11 protein-coding genes are annotated in these 19,012 nt (G+C 35.2%); 10 read left to right on the top strand and 1 reads right to left on the bottom strand.

The window, feature by feature from the left end; all coding sequences use genetic code 11:
* Positions 1 to 2: 2 nt before the first annotated feature.
* Positions 3 to 2,114, bottom strand: a complete 2,112-nt coding sequence (locus N2Z58_00150) for a beta-galactosidase (GenBank protein MCX7653079.1) — start codon at positions 2,112 to 2,114, stop codon at positions 3 to 5.
* A 149-nt stretch (positions 2,115 to 2,263) separates the two neighbouring features.
* On the opposite strand from N2Z58_00150, the gene N2Z58_00145 reads away from it, so the two are divergent.
* The 10 genes from N2Z58_00145 (at position 2,264) to N2Z58_00100 (ending at position 19,004) form a co-directional block, all read left to right on the top strand.
* Positions 2,264 to 3,265 carry a LacI family transcriptional regulator gene (locus tag N2Z58_00145; GenBank protein MCX7653078.1) on the top strand — a complete coding sequence of 334 codons (1,002 nt, stop codon included), beginning with the start codon at positions 2,264 to 2,266 and terminating at the stop codon, positions 3,263 to 3,265.
* A 221-nt stretch (positions 3,266 to 3,486) separates the two neighbouring features.
* On the top strand, positions 3,487 to 5,571 hold the full coding sequence (locus N2Z58_00140; protein MCX7653077.1) for a beta-galactosidase: 2,085 nt from the start codon (positions 3,487 to 3,489) through the stop codon (positions 5,569 to 5,571).
* Positions 5,564 to 7,945 (top strand): glycosyl transferase family 36, encoded by a 2,382-nt coding sequence (locus N2Z58_00135; GenBank protein MCX7653076.1) that lies wholly within the window; start codon positions 5,564 to 5,566, stop codon positions 7,943 to 7,945. The genes N2Z58_00140 and N2Z58_00135 overlap by 8 nt, the downstream gene beginning before the upstream one ends.
* Positions 7,946 to 8,023: 78 nt before the next feature.
* The gene (locus tag N2Z58_00130) at positions 8,024 to 9,328 is read left to right on the top strand and encodes an extracellular solute-binding protein (GenBank protein MCX7653075.1); all 1,305 of its coding nucleotides are present in this window, start codon (positions 8,024 to 8,026) and stop codon (positions 9,326 to 9,328) included.
* 33 nt (positions 9,329 to 9,361) lie between these two features.
* On the top strand, positions 9,362 to 12,181 hold the full coding sequence (locus N2Z58_00125) for an extracellular solute-binding protein (GenBank protein MCX7653074.1): 2,820 nt from the start codon (positions 9,362 to 9,364) through the stop codon (positions 12,179 to 12,181).
* A gap of 17 nt (positions 12,182 to 12,198) precedes the next feature.
* Positions 12,199 to 13,086: a sugar ABC transporter permease gene (locus N2Z58_00120; GenBank protein MCX7653073.1), complete on the top strand. Its 888-nt coding sequence runs from the start codon at positions 12,199 to 12,201 to the stop codon at positions 13,084 to 13,086.
* A 28-nt stretch (positions 13,087 to 13,114) separates the two neighbouring features.
* A complete protein-coding gene (locus tag N2Z58_00115) occupies positions 13,115 to 13,984 on the top strand; it encodes a carbohydrate ABC transporter permease (GenBank protein ID MCX7653072.1) in 870 nt (289 codons plus the stop codon).
* Positions 13,985 to 14,012: 28 nt separating this feature from the next.
* A complete protein-coding gene (locus N2Z58_00110; GenBank protein MCX7653071.1) occupies positions 14,013 to 16,025 on the top strand; it encodes an NHL repeat-containing protein in 2,013 nt (670 codons plus the stop codon).
* Entirely contained in the window at positions 16,009 to 18,138 is a 2,130-nt protein-coding gene (locus N2Z58_00105; protein MCX7653070.1) for a DUF5696 domain-containing protein, read from the top strand. Before N2Z58_00110 ends, N2Z58_00105 begins: the two co-directional genes overlap by 17 nt.
* Positions 18,138 to 19,004 (top strand): sugar ABC transporter permease, encoded by an 867-nt coding sequence (locus tag N2Z58_00100; protein ID MCX7653069.1) that lies wholly within the window; start codon positions 18,138 to 18,140, stop codon positions 19,002 to 19,004. Before N2Z58_00105 ends, N2Z58_00100 begins: the two co-directional genes overlap by 1 nt.
* The last annotated feature ends 8 nt before the right edge of the window (positions 19,005 to 19,012 follow it).

Here is a 19,012-nt window from a genome sequence, read left to right as displayed (position 1 = left end):
CATCACAATTTGATCAACTTTACCCCATTTTTAGGTATTTCTAAATTGTTAATAACAACATTAGGTAGCTTCACAGTTACTGTTTTATCTATTGGTTCTATGTTCATTATAAGCAGATATTGGCTGTCATTTGACAAAAGAAATGGATAGACACCTACAACCGTTTCCGCATCTTTATATTCCCCAATAACTTCGCATTTAGGTTCTACACCCATGAGTGATAACAGGATTTTGAAGAACACTGGGTTGCAATTAAAGTGGGTTGTTAGTAACAATGTATTTCTATCCCTTAGATACAAGCCACAGGTACTATCACTTTGGGTAACAAAGGCCAACGGTAAAGCATTACCCTCATCTTGGATAATTTGTCTTGCCCAGTCTGTACGAAACTCAGCAAAAGGAAATGCATAACTCGGTGAAATTGAAAGAAAAAACTTATGTGAGGAAAAGTATTCCTTACCTGGTTTCACTTTTAAGTAATCTATTAGTATAGTACAATTACTACCATACTCATCGTAAACAGGCAGGTCACCATACAAAATCACCTTTCCGCCATTGTCAATGAATTCAAGGATCTTTTCTTGCCCATGCTTTGGTAAGTATTTTGTAGTCGGAACAATCAGCAGTTTATTTATCTCTGGTAACTCGTATTTCATGTCTAAAAATCGATACCTAAAACCAGCCATAAGTAAGCCTTTTAGGAAACTATCCCAAAAATTATACCCACGATGGAATTCTATATTTTCCTTTTTGGCAGTATCTTTATAATAATACTCTGTCTCATAGTATTCTGTAAAATAGGCAACATAGATATCATCATACTCCAAAAATGATTTTACGAAGTCCAAACCCAAGATTTCAAATTCACGAAGTATCGCGTTACCCTTTTTGAGATAATCAAACGAATAATTTGTTTTCCCATCTGGTTTCACTGGTGCTGCAAATCCATGAAGTTCTCCTGTAAAACCTATTCTTCCGTTTCCATCTTTGACATTACTTCTAAGTTTCGAATTAATCCCTCCAGCAAAAAGGTAGTAATTAATTAACTTGTTACCTTGAATTGCTGATAACAATAATTTATGTAATATACTTTCTGGTAATATTCTTTCTCCATAATCGTTTCCATAATTCCCATCTCCACATTCAAATTCCATACAACCGTACAACGTCTTTTTGTTTGTACTCTTTACTATTTCGTTGATATTCCACAAATCATGAAAATTCTTCACAGAAAACGTACCAAGATAAACATCTGTAGTAGGAATTACGTCATTTTCTTTGTAAGCAATCTCAAGTTGCGAAATACCTATGGGAAATGTGTGGGCCTTTCCACCCGCTGTTCCATGAACATTTAGCAAAAAATTTGTGTCAATGCCAAATTCGTGAAAAAATCCAAGCAAATTTGAGACATAAAGTGAAAATTCCTTTCTTATAAATTTCGAATAATCGCTTATAAATAAATCACGAAAATATTCTTCTGGACTTCTCAAACGCATGAAAGTTGTGGATGAAAAATCTAAAGGAAAACCATATCGATCTTCTCCATAATTCTTAACAAGCCATTCCACAAATCTCGAAAGTGTAAAATCTGAGAGATCTGGTGTATTATTAATCCACTGCAACATTCCTATCTCATTGTCAATTTGAATCCCACATACAACTCCATTATCAACAAAAGGTTTCAAAATGCTTGCTACTTTAAGATACCAGAGTTTAACTTCCTTCAAGAAATCTGGATGATTGTACACAATTGTTGAATTTTCAACTTTCTTTCCATCCCATGTTAATGGTACAAGATGTGGATATTTTTCATATACCCAGAAAGGTATTCCCTCATTTTTCAACTCTGCCATCACAAAAGGTCCAGGTCGAGCTATGAATTGCATGCCATTTCTTTCAACCAACTCTAAGAATTTCCTCAAATCATACCATCCATCAAAACAATATTCTTTTTCAATTTCCTCGTGGACAATCCATGGAATATACGAAGAAATTACACTACAACCAGCTTCTTTTGCTTTCATTATTCTATCTTCCCAGCATTCAGGAGATAATCTGAAATAATGAATTTCTGCCGAAATCAGAAGGTCTTTTGTGAAATTACACGCAAACATGAATATTCCTCCTTTCGAAAAATATATTCACCGACGCTCAAGATATTATACAACTTGTTGGGCACGATCTGATTGAAATTTTTGAAATTTTTGTGGTACAATTTAATGAAACGTTTAAGTTAAAGAATATGATTTGGGGAGGAGTAAAAATGGCAACAATAAAAGATGTGGCAAAGCGTGCTGGTGTTTCAATCTCAACGGTTTCGTATGTACTAAACAACACAGGCAAGATAAGTGAGGAAACAAAGGAAAAGGTGCTTAAAGCTGCTCAGGAGCTTAATTACATACCGAATAATTTTGCCAAGAGATTGAAAAGACAACAATACGATCTTGTTGCACTTGTCGTCCATGAAATAAAAGGACCATTTTATGACGCACTTGTCAGGGGGATTCAAGATGTGTTGCATTCTTTTGGATACAACTTACTAATATATTGTACCCTTGAAAATAGAAAAGAAGATGTAGATAAATTTCTAAGAACCGACATAGTTGGTGGGCTTATCATCATGACACCAGCAGTAAAGAATGAAAATATACTCAAATGGGCAAACCAATTCAAGATAGTAACACTCGATAGAGCTTTAAAAGATCAAAGAGTAAAAAGTGTAAGGGTTAACAACGAAAAAGGTGCATACGAAGTAGTCAAATACCTACACGAACTTGGTCATTCAAAGATTGGATTTATGAAAGGTTCAAAAGATTCTCTCGATGCCCGTGAAAGGTTCAGAGGATTTACACGTGCTATGGGTGAACTCAAACTTGAAGTAAATGATAATTGGATATTCGAGGGAAATTTTACTGAAGAATCCGGATATGAAATTATCAGAAGTTATCTTAAAAGAAACAAGAAAAGGAAACTTCCAACCGCTCTGTTTTGTTCTAACGACGAGATGGCAATTGGTGCTCTCAAGGCTTTTAAAGAATTTAACATCTCTGTGCCTGATGATATATCAATTGTTGGTTTCGATGATATCGAATTAGCTTCCTACGTTCATCCTACCTTAACAACTGTACGCAGACCAATGTACCAACTTGGCTCGATAGCTGCACATATACTTCTAAGCTTACTTACAGATAAGAACGAAGGACTATCTAACGTTGTGCTTGACGTAGAACTTGTAATAAGGGAATCAGCAAAGAAGTTAATATAAAAAAACAAAAAATTGGTTAATTAGATGAGAAAGATTGAAATTGTGAACAAAGAATGGTTTGCATTGACAAAAATAGAAAGAATTGCTATTTCGTTTTTTGTAAAGCCGTGTGATATTATGAGAAATATACTGAAATGAATTGAAACGTTTCACCGAAAATTTCAATAAACCCTAACTGTTACATCTGAAAGAATTTTAAGAAGGTGAAGAAATTGAAAAAGGTGACTTTTAACAATGGCGTATTCATTATCGATGGAAAGAAAGAATTTATATTTTCTGCTGAGATACATTATTTCAGATTACCACAAAAAGACTGGGAAGATAGGCTAGAAAAAATTAAAAATGCAGGGATTGATACAATTAGTTTTTATGTTCCCTGGTTCTGGCATGAAATAGAAGATGGAACTTTCGATTTTCATGGTAAAACTGATGAAAGAAGAAATTTATTAGGTTTTATGAAAATCGCTGAATTGTTAGGGTTTAATATCATATTTAAACCAGGTCCGTATATTATGTCTGAGCTCAAAAACGAGGGTTTGCCAGCGTGGATTTACGAAAAGATTCCACATGCCATTGCAAAAACTTTGGATGGCAAATTACACCCAACAAGAGTTTTTTCTTATCTACACCCAGATTTTCTTAGGTATGTTGAAAGATGGTACGACAACGTTTTTAGTATAGCTAAGGAGTTTAACGTTGTTCTGATTCAGATAGATAATGAAGTAGGAATGTTGCAATGGATAACTGGACATGGTGATTATAACGAAGATACGTTAAATCGATTCAGTGAATTTTTGAAAGATAACGATAAAGAACTGTGTGAGGAGTTAAAAACTTGGACCTATGGAAAAAAATTTTCGCAGAGAATGACAATTATGTATCATAAATTCTTGAGACTTTACTATGCTAAATATTTAGACACACTTTCAAGTTACATACGTAAGTTTGGAATAGATGTTCCAGTAATAGTCAATATCCATGGTTTTGACACGGTAGAGTATGCAAAAAGGGGTAAGAACTATGTAGTAGGTGTTTCACAACTTATGAAAGCAAAAAATATAGAAAATTCTATCCTTTCTGGTGATTACTACATAGGAAATATAGTCCATGAAAATTTTTCTGACCTCACAATTGCTAATTCATTGATGTATGCCATTCAGAATGTTGATCAACCACTTTTTTCAGCTGAGTTCCAAAGCGGGTTTCAAACCGACCGACCAAAACTTTTACCATCAACACTGGAACTTACATCGAGATTGTGTATTGGACAAGGCATGAACGGAATAAATTACTACATGTTCGCTGGTGGTGTCAATCCAGACGACTATGGTTTGATGGGAAGTTACCACGATTGGCAAGCACCGATTGGATCAAACGGAGAACTGAGAAGGAGTTACTTTGTTTTGAAGGAATTCATTGCTGAGATAAGGGATATTGAGGAAAAACTTTTACGCTCAAAACCTGTGTTCGACACTTTTTTTGGTTTTATACCGTCGTATTACTCAACAGAGCATTTTTTGGAACATGGTATGAACATTTCGGAAATTTCTTTCAAAAGAGACATATCAGTTTTTGATGGAATTCTTCGTGGCCTTAAATTGCTAAACTACAACTTCAAGTTTATTGATCTTGAAAACGGTGAAAATATCGATCCATGTAAGTACAATTCACTGTGGGTTTTTTCATTGAAGTTTATGCCAAGAGTCGTGCAGCAAAAACTGGTAAGATATGTTGAAAGTGGTGGAAAATTGATTCTTTTCCCTGAGGTTCCGTTCTTTGACGAATTTGGTAATGAATGTACAAATATCCTTAAAATGCTCGGGATATCGAATGTAAATAGCCAGGGTGGTGGCTTTGCAAAGATATTTGATACAGAAGTAAATGCGTATAATTTAGAAACTTACAAATTAGACAATGAATGTAAGGTGTATGGCATCAGCAGAGAAGGAGATGTATGTGCTTTCAAAAAAGATTATAGAAATGGGGCTGTATTAGTGCTCGGCTGTGGTATAGAACTCGAAAGAGAATACAAACTGAGGGTTATAGAGAGTATATGCAATATCATGAACATACAGAGATCTTTTGAATTAGTCTCCGAAGACGGATTTTTGGACGGATATATGAGAAGATCGGATATGGAAGATATTTTTTTTGTTAACAATTACGATGATTACGACAAAAAGGCTAAGATTATTATTGGTGGTTCTTATATTACAACAGCTGTTATTCACTCAAGAAGTGGTAAAATTTTTGTATTTGAACGAAGCAAAATTGAGAAAAGGGGAGTGACTATACATCATGGATAAGTTATTCGAAAGCAAGTATGGCTATTTTACTAAAGACGGAAAAGAGTATGTGATAACCAATCCATACACACCTCGTCCATGGGTTAATGTGATCAGTAATGGTGACTATTCAATAATAGCATCACACACAGGAAGCGGTTATTCATGGCGTGGCAACGCGGGCCAAAACAGGATTACCAGATTGTATCAAGATCTAATCAAAGATAATTGGGGAAAGTATTACTATATCAGAGATATTGAAAGTGGTAAATTTTGGTCAGCTTCATGGAAACCAGTTAAAGCAGATTACCAACTTTATGAAGTTGTACATGGTATAGGTTACACCATATATAAGCACAAAGTACATGATGTATACTCCGAGCTAAAGGTGTTTGTGTCCATAAATGCGCCAGTAGAATTTGCCTGGTTGACATTGAGGAACGAGGATAATAAGGTAAGAAAACTTGATGTCACGTCTTATTTTGAATGGGTACTTGGAAATTTTCCAGACGAACACAGAGAATTTCATAAACTGTTTATAGTTCCTTCCTTCGAAAATAATACGATATTCGTGAGAAAATATCTTGGTCAGTTTCCTGATGAAAAGGGAAGGTGGAATAATACAGATTGGGATCACGTAGCTTTTCACAGTGTTAATGTTCCAGTAAAATCCTATACATGTGATAAGGAGAGTTTCATTGGGATGTATGGCAGTGAGGAACGCCCAAGAGCGATGAAAAGTAAGATATTGGAAACAAAATGTGATAGATTCGGTGATGCTTGTGCCTCTTTGCAAGTTGAAATTGAACTCGCACCTGGTGAAAGCAAAGATATTGTTTTTACAATAGGAGCTGCAAAGATAGGTGAAGAAGATCCGTTTGAGCTTTCTAAAAAATATACAGATGTCAACACTGCAAGGGACGAATTGGAAAATGTCAAAGTATTTTGGATGGATATGCTTGAAAAAGAATTAGTTGAAACACCAGACGAAGGCTTGAACATCATGACGAACTATTGGTTGAAGTATCAAGCAATATCAGGAAGAATATGGGCAAAATCAGGCTACTACCAAGTCTCAGCTGGTTATGGATTCAGAGATCAACTCCAAGATGCCCAGATTTTTTTTGCACTTAAACCTGAGCTCGCGAAAAAACAAATACTTTTGCATGCTGCACATCAATTTCAAGAAGGTGATGTGTTACATTGGTGGTTTACCATTCGCGGTGGTGGTCCAAGGACTCATTGTTCAGATGATTTGTTGTGGTTACCCTTTATAACGCAAGAGTACATCAAAGAAACTTTGGACTATTCAATTCTTGATGAAGTTGTACCATTCTTAGATGGTACAGAGGCAACTTTGTATGAGCATTGTAAACGTGCAATCGAGAAGTCATTCAAGAGGTTTTCGCCAAGAGGTTTACCATTGATAGGTGAACATGATTGGAATGATGGTCTAAATGCTGTTGGTACGGATTGGAAAGGTGAAAGCATATGGCTTGCTCACTTTATATACAAATTGCTTAACGATTTCATCCCAATAATCGAACAAAAAGGTGATCTTAGATTCGCAAAGAAATGCAAAGATGTAATAGAAACCTTGAAAGAATCTGTTAACAAATACGCATGGGATGGAGATTGGTTTATAAGAGCTACGAAAGACAACGGAGAAGAACTTGGTTCAAAGAAGAATGAAGAAGGGCAAATATTCTTAAATGCTCAGGTTTGGGCTGTTATAAGTAACATTACAGATGAACAAAGAAAACATAAAGCAATGGAATCAGTCAAGAAATATTTACTTAAAGATTATGGTGCTTTGTTACTGTATCCAGCTTACACTAAACCACAAAAGGACATAGGTTACATAACTCGTTACGCTCCTGGTTTAAGAGAAAACGGAGGTGTTTACACTCATGCAGCAACGTGGGCTGTTTGGGCATTTGCTTTAATGAAGGATGTTGACGCAATGTATAAAGCCTATAAAGGTATATGTCCACCTTATAGAAGCTACGACATTGACAAATATTGGGCAGAGCCTTATGTAACATGCGGCAACTCCGACGGTCCAACTTCACCACATTACGGTCGTGGTGGTTGGACCTGGTACACAGGCTCCGCGCAGTGGCTTCAGAGAATTGCAACACACTGGATACTTGGGATAAGACCAAACTACGGATACATAGATATTGATCCCGTAATTCCAGCTCATTGGAATGGTTTTAAGTACAAAAGAGTATTTGATAACACAACATATTTATTTGAAGTGAAAAATCCTGAAAATGTAAGTTATGGTGTGAAAGCGCTTATATTTGATGGAAAGGAAGTTGATAGGATACCTATTTTGAAAGATGGTAATACACACAAAGTTGAAGTTATACTCGGTCGTACAAATAAGTAGAACTTAATTACAGTTTAGGTCAATCTTTTTTCGTTTGCCAAAAAATCACCCACACTATTACAAAGGGAGGGAAAAGGTATGAAAAGGTTATTTTTGTTAGTTTTGTTAGTGGTCTTCAGTATTTTTGGTCTTGCAAAGGTTACCATAACATATGTTAACTGGAACCTTGGGTTAGATATCGAAAAAGCTATGGTGGAGGAATTCATGAAGCTTTATCCAGATATTGAAGTTAAGATCATCACAGCCGAAGGTAACTATGAAGATTGGTTAATTGCTCAAGCAGCTGCTGGAAAGTTGCCGGATGTTATTATGATTCCTAACATTCCAATGGCATTAACAAACGACTGGGCTCTTGATCTTACAAGGATGGCAATGGCAGATCCCGAATGGAAAAATATCCCCGCTCCTATAAGAAACGCAACGGTTTACAATAACAAAATTTATGCAATCCCCGCTGGATTGTATTTCATGGGATACTTTGTAAACGACGATCTATTCGAAAAATACAACGTTAAACCTCTCAAATTTGCACCTTCCTGGCCTGAATTTCTTTCTGCGGTTAAAAAGCTTACAATACCTAAAGATGGAATAATCGGACTTGCAGAAGAAGTACAAATCCCAGAATGGTACCCGGCAATGAAAAATCTTAGACTTGGGTGGTATACATGGGATGGTAAGCAATATAACCTTGATGATCCATCGTTTACAGAAGCTGTGAATATAGCCAAACAGCTTTGGCAGGGTAAATACGTTTACGATGCCTTGCCAGAAGAACAGAAAAAACAATACAATGCTGGATGGTACGGAGATGTTTGGAATCAGGGAAAAATAGCAATAAGGTGGTCTGGTACATGGGATACACCTTTCTTTTCAACGCTCCCATTCAAGAGTAGATTCATTGGAGTACCAGGTGGTAGAACACCTGTTGTAGGTGACTTTTTCATTATTGCAAAGACTACAAAATATCCAAAGGAAGCATTTACATTCGCAAAATTTGTAACATTCGGAAAGGATGGCATACTGAAAAGATTGGAACTCGATAAGAAAAATCAATGGTCGTCTATGCCATTAACAACAGAAAAGGCTGTTCTCGATAGGTATTTTGCCGTTAAAAGACTATATCCAGGTATTGATGAAGCATACGCGAAAATTAGTTCCGGTATCATTGAAGGAGTAAAGATCGTGCCAGGTTATATTCAATCAAGGTGGACAGCTCCTACTGGTATAAAAGTTGGGGATAATCCAAATGCTAATATTGGAGATGTCATTTGGAATGCCATGAGAGGACCAGTAAATATTGCAGACTATGTCAAGCAACTCAACAAAATAGCAAATGATCAATATCAAAACGCCATAAAGAAAATCTCTATAATGACAAAATGAATTATTTACCCATTTATTTAGGGAGGATATGTTTTGCCAAGAAAGATACTATTATTGTTTACCTTTTTCATTATTAAATTTTTTGCATATTTGTATGCCACACAACCTTATGAGTATTCAACGTATTTGAAACACATCCAACCTCTTCCGTTAACTGGGGAGACTCTTTGGACCTCTCCCCAGTATTCTGTTGAACTTATTCCTGGAAGTTCTTTAGAATTTTCTGTTTTTTCACCAAAAAATGGATACTGGAACTTGAATCTTCAATACATTGTTTTGTCAAGTGAAGTGTTCCCTCCAGAAGTTTCTGTTGAAATAAACAACAAACTTCCATTCTTAGAAGCTGAGTCCATACCGCTAATTCAGTACTGGCAGTATGATACTTTTGAATATCCCAAAAACAGATACGGTGACGAAGTTGTACCAAGTCAAAATGTTCTGAGAAATGTCATATCATACACACTTGAAGACTCTACGAAAATATACAAATACCCACTGTGGTTCAAGTTGTCCAAAGGATTAAACAATGTAAAAATAACTTTGAAATCTGGAAGAATAAAACTGGTACGTATATCATTTACTAGACCTAAAAGAGCAACAACCTATTTAAAATCCACTAATACACAAGTTAACGAAGCGTTTATTGTCGTAAACGCAGAAAAACCTTATGCAAAAAGTGACACATCAGTAAATGCTGCAAGTGTAAGAGACATTTCTGTTAAACCTTACGATACCTATAAGTTGTTGTTAAATTGCTTTGGAGGAAGCAACTGGGCTTATCCAGGACAAAGTGTTGTGTATAAATTTAAAATAGAAAAAGATGGATTTTATAAAATCGCATTCAAATATAAACAAGACTTCAAGCCATATGTTGTTGTATTCAGGAAAATTAAGCTCGATGGCGTTGTACCATTTGAAGATTTAAATAACGTTAGATTTGAGTATACACCGTATTGGAAAATACAGAACTTAAAATCTGTTAAGGACAAATCTGATATGAATTTCTATTTTTCCAAAGGAGAGCATTACATAGAAATAGAAGTAAATACATCGATTTATCAAGATCTCTTAGTTGGTTTGAAAGAAATAATTGATTACATAAATGAAATAGCGTTAAAGATAAAATACATAACAGCAGGTAAGGCTAACAAGATTGTCGAGTGGGAAATACGAGATTACTTTACAGATATAGACAAAGAATTGCAAAAGCTCATAAATAAAATAAAAAACTACAAGAAATTTATCAAAGCCGTAAATGGTGTTATTACATCGGATTATACGTCTCTCCAAGTTGCTCAGATTATACTTGAACGTTTGGCAAAGAATCCAAATCTTATACCAAACAAGCTCGATACACTTATAGGAAGCACAGGTTCTGTTATTTCTGAGATAAGTAACGTTTACAACAGTCTAAGACAGATGCCACTAATATTAGACGAAATATACATTTACCAAGGAAAAAGTTTGGAAAAGATCGTTAGACCTTCTTTTGTTAGCACGTTCATAGAGGGGACAAAGCGATTTTTCAACTCATTCAGAGCAATGGATTTGCAAAATAAAATGAAAAATGAATCAAATTTGCGACTACTGAATATCTGGGTAAACAGGCCAAGACCATATGTGGATATACTCCAGCAATTGATAGACAAAGACTTTACTCCAAGAACGAAAATTTACGTAAAACTATCGATAATGCGTGATGAACAAAAGCTAATACTCGCAAACGCGGCTAAAAAATCACCTGACATTGCACTTGGTATAAGTAATTGGATACCATTCGAAATGGGAATTCGTGGTGCAGCTCTTGATTTAACGCGCTTCCCAGATTTTGGGAAATTTATAAACAATTTCTATCCTGGCTCATTGATACCATATTTTTACGAAGAACACTGTTATGGTTTACCTGAAACACTGGACTTTTATGTACTTTTCTACAGGAAAGATATAATGCAATATCTTAATATACCAATTCCAAAAACCTGGGAAGATGTTAAATTAATTCTTCCAGAACTTCAAAGAAACGGTATGAATTTTTACATACCACTTGGTGGTTCTACTTCTTTCAAAGCCTGGATGACAACTGCACCATTTATCATGCAATACCATGGTAAACTATTTACAAAAGATGGACTCAAAACCGCAATTGATTCTCCTGAAACATTGAAAGCTTTGAAGGAAATGACAGAACTCTTTACTATGTATGGAATGCCTGTACAAGTAGCAAATTTCTTCGAAAGCTTCAGAAAAGGCGAAATTCCTATTGGTATTGGAAATTTGACAAACTATATTCAGCTGGTAATTGCGGCTCCCGAACTTTCAGGCAGATGGGGTATTAGACCATCCCCCGGTGTAAAGTATGGAAATGTCATCGAAAGATGGCAGACAGGTTCTGCACAGGCTGTTGTTATTTTCAATGACACAAAGTATCCAGTTGAAGCTTGGGAATTTGTTAAGTGGTGGCTCTCAAAAGAAACACAAGAAAATTTTGTAAATCAAGTAGTTAGTACATATGGTATAGAGTATCTTTTTCTACCATCAAATCGTTATGCTATAGATAATGTTCCTCTCAAACGTGAGGATCTTCTAATACTGAAAGAACAGTTTCAATGGCTTCAAGAAATACCAAAAATGCCCGCAAGCTATGTTCTTGAGAGAGAAATTAGCAACGTATGGAACAAGGTTGTTCTTGAAGGTAAAGTGTTAAGAGTCGCTGTCGATGACGCTGTTAATATAGTGAACAAAGAATTTGCACGAAAATTGGAAGAGTTTGGATATTACAAAGATGGTAAGCCATTCAAGCCGTTTAAAATATACACTGTTGACGACATTTTAGAATTTTACAAAAAGAAATAAGCGGAAGGTGTTTACATGTGAAAAAATATGACAGAAAATGGATAATAACATTTCTTTCACCTTACGTTGTTTTGTTTTCTACATTCATAGTAGTTCCAATTGTGTTAGCAATACTCTTGTCATTCACTAATTTTAACACTATCCAATTTCCAAAATTCATAGGTTTGAAAAATTATATAACACTATTCACAACCGATAACGTATTCATGCAGCATGTGTTACCAAACACAATAAAGTTTGCAATCATAGTTGGACCCATCGGTTATTTTTTAGCATTTATACTTGCCTGGATGCTTGCGCAAATTCCGAGAATTCCAAGAACCATTTTAGCCCTTATAATCTATTCACCGTCTATGACCGTAGGTGTCGCTATGCAAGTTATATGGCTCACAATTTTTAGTGGCGACAAGTCTGGATATTTAAACAGTTTACTCCTGAATTTGGGAATCATAGATCAACCAATTCAATGGTTGCAATCTCCAAAATTTCTCTTTCCAACGATGGTTATAGTCACAATATGGAGCAGCATGGGAGTTGGATTTCTTGCAATGCTTGCGGGGGTGTTGAACACTGATCCAGAGATCTATGAGGCTGGCTACATAGACGGGATTTCGAAGAGGTGGCAAGAAATATTCTATATTACGATTCCTTTGATGAAACCACAAATGCTATTCGGAGCTGTTATGTCTGTAGTTTCAACATTCCAAGCTGGTTACATAGGTGTTATGCTTTCTGGTTCAAATCCAACTCCACAGTATGCTGGACAACTGATAGTAAACCACATTGAAGATTTTGGATTCATGAGGTACGAAATGGGCTATGCAGCCGCGATCTCAGTTGTTTTGTTAGTTATGATCTGGATTTCTTCCAAGTTCGTTTGGGCACTTTTCTTAGAACGCGATTGATGAAAAAATAGTTGCGAGGTGTTATAGTATGGCATTCCAAGGTACAAAGATAAATCCTCAACGTTTTCATAAAAGCCAGTTAAAATTTTACTTTTTCCTTGTTCCACTGGCTCTTTTTATGGCATTGCCATTAGTATTTATCTTTTCAAATGCTTTTAAACCATATAATGAACTTTTTGCATTTCCACCGAGAATATTTGTCAGAAGTCCGACACTTCAAAACTTCAAAATGCTCTTCAACGCTATGACACTCTCTGGAATACCAGTCAGTAGGTACTTATTTAACAGTTTTCTAATATCCTTGGCCGTAGTTTTATTGTCTATATTCATAAGCACAGCTGCTGGTTACGTACTTTCAAAAAAGAATTTTAAACTGAAGAAAGTTATATTTGAAATAAACACTCTTGCGTTGATGTTTGTACCGGTGTCGGTTACTATACCGAGGTATATAATAATTGCCAAACTTGGATTCATTGACAATTTTCTCGCTCACATTCTTCCAACACTTGCAATGCCTGTTGGATTATTTCTGGTGAAGCAATTCATCGATCAAATTCCAGATTCATTAATTGAAGCAGCTAAAATAGATGGTGCGAGTGACTGGTTCATATACTGGAAGATTATATTACCTCTTACAAGACCAGCCGTAGCAACAGTGGCGATTCTTGCATTTCAGACAGCTTGGAACAGTACAGAATCATCAATGATATATATGAACGAAGAAAGTTTGAAAAACTTTGCTTATTATATGTCAACACTTAGTGGGGCATCCGGAACAATAGCTGGTGTAGGCATTGCAGCAGCTGCTGCTTCTATTATGTTTTTACCTAATTTAGTCATATTCATATTCACACAAAGCAAGGTAATGAACACGATGGCACATTCTGGGATAAAGTAATAGTCTTAATTTGTCAAGGAGTGCTTTTATGAACAAGGTGTGGATTTTCTTATTTCTGATTTTCTTATCAACCTTATCAATATCATATTCGCCTTATTACACTTACACAGTAGGTGTTGGAAAACAACTTGTAAGAATACAAGACGCATATGAACCTGTTAAGAAACTCCATTTCAATGTAGGAACATTAGCTGACTTATTCTGGAAAAATGGAAAACTCTATCTCGCTGATGGAGATAATGCAATTGTTTATGTTACTCAAGAAAATATTTCAACAATGGAATATCAAATCACTAACAAAATTGGCGAAGGGCAGCTGATCGGCATATCAGGAATATTTGTCGATTCCGAGGAGAATGTGTATGTAGCCGACTCGTGGTCTCAACAGGTTTTGAAGTTCTCAAATGATGGAAAATTGCTGCTGAGCATTTCAAAACCGACTTCGCCCATTTATGGTCAAACAAATGACTTTGTACCACTTAAATTAGCAGCGGATAGAAGAGGAAACGTATACGTTGTATGCCAAGGAGTCACCAACGGACTTGCAGTATTTAATAGATACGGTCAATTCCTAAGCTTCTACGGAGCAAACGAGCCAAAAGTTACGTTTCGAATGATTTTACAAAGAATTTTATTCACAGAAAGTCAAAAAGCGCAATTACTTAAGATACGTCCACCATCTCCAACAAGTTTGGCAATAGATGATTTTGGTTCAGTCTGGACTGTAACTCAAGGACTCAAAGAAGACGCTATAAAAAGATTCAATGTTGCTGGAGTAAACATATACCCAACACTTGATTTTTCTTCTGACAATTTTGTAGATCTGGATGTTGATAAATATGGCAACGTTTATGCATTAACATCTAATGGATTGATATACATTTACGATAACCTTGGAAATCTTATCTTCATTTTTGGCGGGCAAAGTTTTTACGAAAATAGACTTGGTCTGTTCAGAACCCCGGTTGCAATCTCTGTCTCCGACGAAGGTGAGATATTTATACTCGACAAAGAAGATTCTTCAATAACCGTACTAAGAAAAACAAATTTTGGCAAGCTTGTTCTAAAAGGTGTACAGTTTTACAATCAGGGACTCTACCTTGAAGGAGAAAATGTATGGAATGAGATACTCAAGTTTAATTCCGCTTTTATTTTAACATATAAAGTGCTTGGTAACATAGAATTTAAGAAAGGAAATTACGCAAAAGCCTTTAATTATTTCAAAATTGCACAGGATGAAAAGGGTTACTCAGAAGCTTTCTGGTACCTCAGAAACGTGTGGTTGCAAAAATTTGTCGGACTTATTTTTCTTATTGTAGTACTTTTAGCAATATTTGATATAGTAAGAACATTGCTTAAGCGCCAAGGAATTATTTTGAATAAACCAAGTGCAAAAAAGAAGAAGCAACATGAATGGCAACTACAGATAAAATATTCACTTTTATTTTTAAAAAACCCATTTGATGCAGTCTACGAGATGAAAAGAAAAAATAGGATCTCTCCATTAACGGCAATGATATTTTATGCTTTACTTTACATCGAAAATATAATCATTAAACTTGTTGGTTCTCCTTTATTTGTTGGTTTCGAAGCAAGGAAAATAAATTTCATTAGCTTATTTTTTGACACGTACAAATTTCTTTTCTTGTTCGTTTTGTCCAATTATCTTGTCAGTGAAATTTCTGAAGGAGAAGGACGATTCAAGGATATATTTATTGGGACAATAGAGGCTTTTTTGCCATATATATTGTTTTCTGTACCACTTGCGCTAATAACAAATTTTCTAACATTGAATGAGTCGTTCATATATAATTTTGGAATGCAGATTATATGGGCTTGGTCAATAATCTGGCTTGTCATTATAATTGCCCAAATACATAATTTCTCGTTTTCTGAAACTGTTAAAAACCTCATCTTAACGTTCTTTACGATGATACTTATTTCTATACTTATAGTTATAATCTTCATCCTTGTTAGAGAAGAAGTTTCATTTCTCACCTCTTTGTTTGAGGAGTTGATATTCCGTGCAAGGACAAAATAGATATTTGACAAGACTGTATTTTTTAATAATAAAGTTCCTATTTATCCTTTCCATAATAATTACATTCACTATCTGGATAAAAAATGTACCAGAACAGAGCACATCAATGGTTTATAAGAAACTTGACGACTCACCATATCAGTTTGTAACTCCTAAGTACGGTAAAACATTTGAAACCCAAGCAATAAGAACAAATGTTGACACCAAGACGATGAATTTCACAGTTGAAGATAAGAAGAGTGGATTCGTATGGAAATCAGCGTTAGAAAATGAAGACAGTGAAATAAACACTACGTGGAGAATGTTTTTTAACTCCGCTTTAGTTGTTGAATTTTACGACGAAGTCGGCGGCGTTAAACGTCTTTATTCATCAAAAGATGCGGATATCAAATTGGAAAAAGAAGAGAAAAATTCTCTCACATTTGCTGTTAAGTTTAGAAACGTGGACATCTTTCTTAGACTTATTTTGTCTTTTAATAATGATTCAGCTGATGTGGTGGTAAAAGATATAAAAGAAAGTACATACAAAGTTATGGGATTATTCATATATCCATACTTAGGTGGTTCAAAAGGTTTGGCAGATGGGCGTTTTATACTTGCAGACGGAGTAGGTGCAATTGTCGAACTCTCAAAGGTAAGCACGGCAACTGCACCATTCAAAATGAGGATCTATGGTGAAGACATTGGGTTTAGAGAAGTTATACCCCAAACATATTTTAGAAATATCAAAGAACCTTCATCCTATGTCTTACCGATGTATGGAATTTTATATAATCAAAATGGTCTTTTAGCTATATTCAAGAACTCTGAGGAATACGTAGAGATAAATGCATACAAAAGTGGTATAATAACGCCTTATAACTGGCTATCGGGGCGGTTTGTATTTCGAGATATACATAAAAAGCTATTAAACAAGCAGGGACAAGGAATAACCATACCACAAGAGAATATGAATCCAGTCAAACCACACATCAGATATTACTTCTTATCTGATTCAAATGAATATACATTGGCAAACAAATTTATTTCTGAGTACGCTGAGCAAATATCGAGCAAAAATTCTACCGAACCGATATTTAAAATTGACGTCCTCATGTCAGAAGCAAAAAAGACAGCGTTTGGTTATACTCTGGTTAAGATGACCACACAAGAACAACTTGAGAAAATAAAAAACGAACTCTCACACACATTGGACAATGTTGTTTATGTACTCAGAGGTTACAGCAAAGATGGATATTCGAGAAATTCACCATACCATTTACCATTTGAACAAAAAATAATAAACAGTCTTGAGAAAATTGCAGATGACTATATATATGTTGATTACGTAAAATTCCCAAAAATCTCAAAATTTGCAAGGAGACTAATAGTAGCACAAAACAAACTCGAGCAGCTTATCGAAAGAGAAGAAAATTTCTTAACTGACCCTATCTTGGTAAGTAAGATAGCTACAGAGGAAAAACAAAAATTCAAAAGATTTGGTATCAGTAATCTTGCATTGGGAACAATTGGAGAAATGCTCTACTCAACAAAGAACCTGGAAAGGTCCAAGACCAAAAATCTATTTGAAAAGCTTATCGGTCTGTTTGAAAAACCAATTATTTACGGTTCGAATTGGTATCTCTTAAAGAATTCATACATGATAGCAGACCTGACACTTGAAAATTCAGGTTATGAAATAGAAAACGATGTTTTTCCCATAGTACCTTTTGTGTTAAGCAACTTTCGAACTGTGTTTTCAAAGCCTATAAATCTTTCTGCTGATTATCGATTGCAACTACTGAAGTGCATAGAATACGGTGTTATGCCAAGTTTCTACTTAACATGGGAAAGTTCCAAAGAACTTGTCGACACAAACTCTCAACATCTTATATCAACTAAATTCAACGACTGGCGAGAAGAAATCAAAAAGTCCTACCTTGAGTATAAAAACATTAAAAATATCTTGGGAAAAAATAGACCAATAAAGCGCACTAAATTATACGAAAATGTTTACATTGTGGACTACGAAAACAATGTATCAATTATATTTAACTATAATTCGTCTACAATAACGTATAAGAATCATGAAATTTCTGGTGTCTCTTGGAAAATCATCAGAGGTGAGCAGTAATGAAAATAAAACTTCGTACGAGAGAAGCTATAAATGGCCTTATTTTTATTTCACCATGGATTATTGGATTTCTTCTTTTTACACTCATACCGTTAATTAAAACTTTCACTTTTAGTCTAAACGAAGTAAAGGTTACAGCAGAAGGAGTTAGAATGTTTTTCGTAGGTACGAAAAACTATAAAGATGCCTTTTTGACAGATGTTACGTATCCACAGCTCTTGGTTGATTACTTCATCCAAATAATAGTTTATGTTCCTATAATAATTTCATTTTCGATGATAATGGCTTTGCTGTTGAATATAAACATCAAAGGTAGAGCATTGTTTAGAACAATTTACTTTCTTCCAGTTGTGATTGCAAGTGGACCTGTTTTCAACAAGTTGCTAAGCAAAGGTGCAATGACATTTGAAGGACTTTACAATTTTCAACTAATAAAAGACATCCAAGCAAATCTACCCGCATTACTTTCGAAAGCAATCGATATGTTTGTATCCGGTTTCATAATGATACTTTGGTTCTCTGGTGTGCAAATCCTTATTTACCTTGCAGGTTTGCAGAAAATTGACAAAAGCATGTATGAAGCAGCAAAAATAGATGGAGCTTCAAAATGGCAGATATTATGGAAAATAACTTTACCTGTACTAACACCACTCACATTTGTAAACGTTGTGTACACAATCGTTACTGTGTCTACCTTTGCAACCAATCCGATTATCCAAAAGATACTTGTAGACATGTACAGACCAGAAAGAGGCCTTGGATATGCTTCTGCTCTATCTTGGATATATTTCTTGGCTATGTTACTTGTAATAGGTGTATTTGCGATTATAGGCGTTATTTACGGAAAGAGAGTGATTAAAAAGTAGGTAGGTGA

The organism is Fervidobacterium sp., assembly GCA_026419195.1.
GTDB lineage: Bacteria > Thermotogota > Thermotogae > Thermotogales > Fervidobacteriaceae > Fervidobacterium.
Note: the sequence above shows the minus strand (reverse complement) of the source record. Positions and strands in the feature narration are given on the sequence as shown.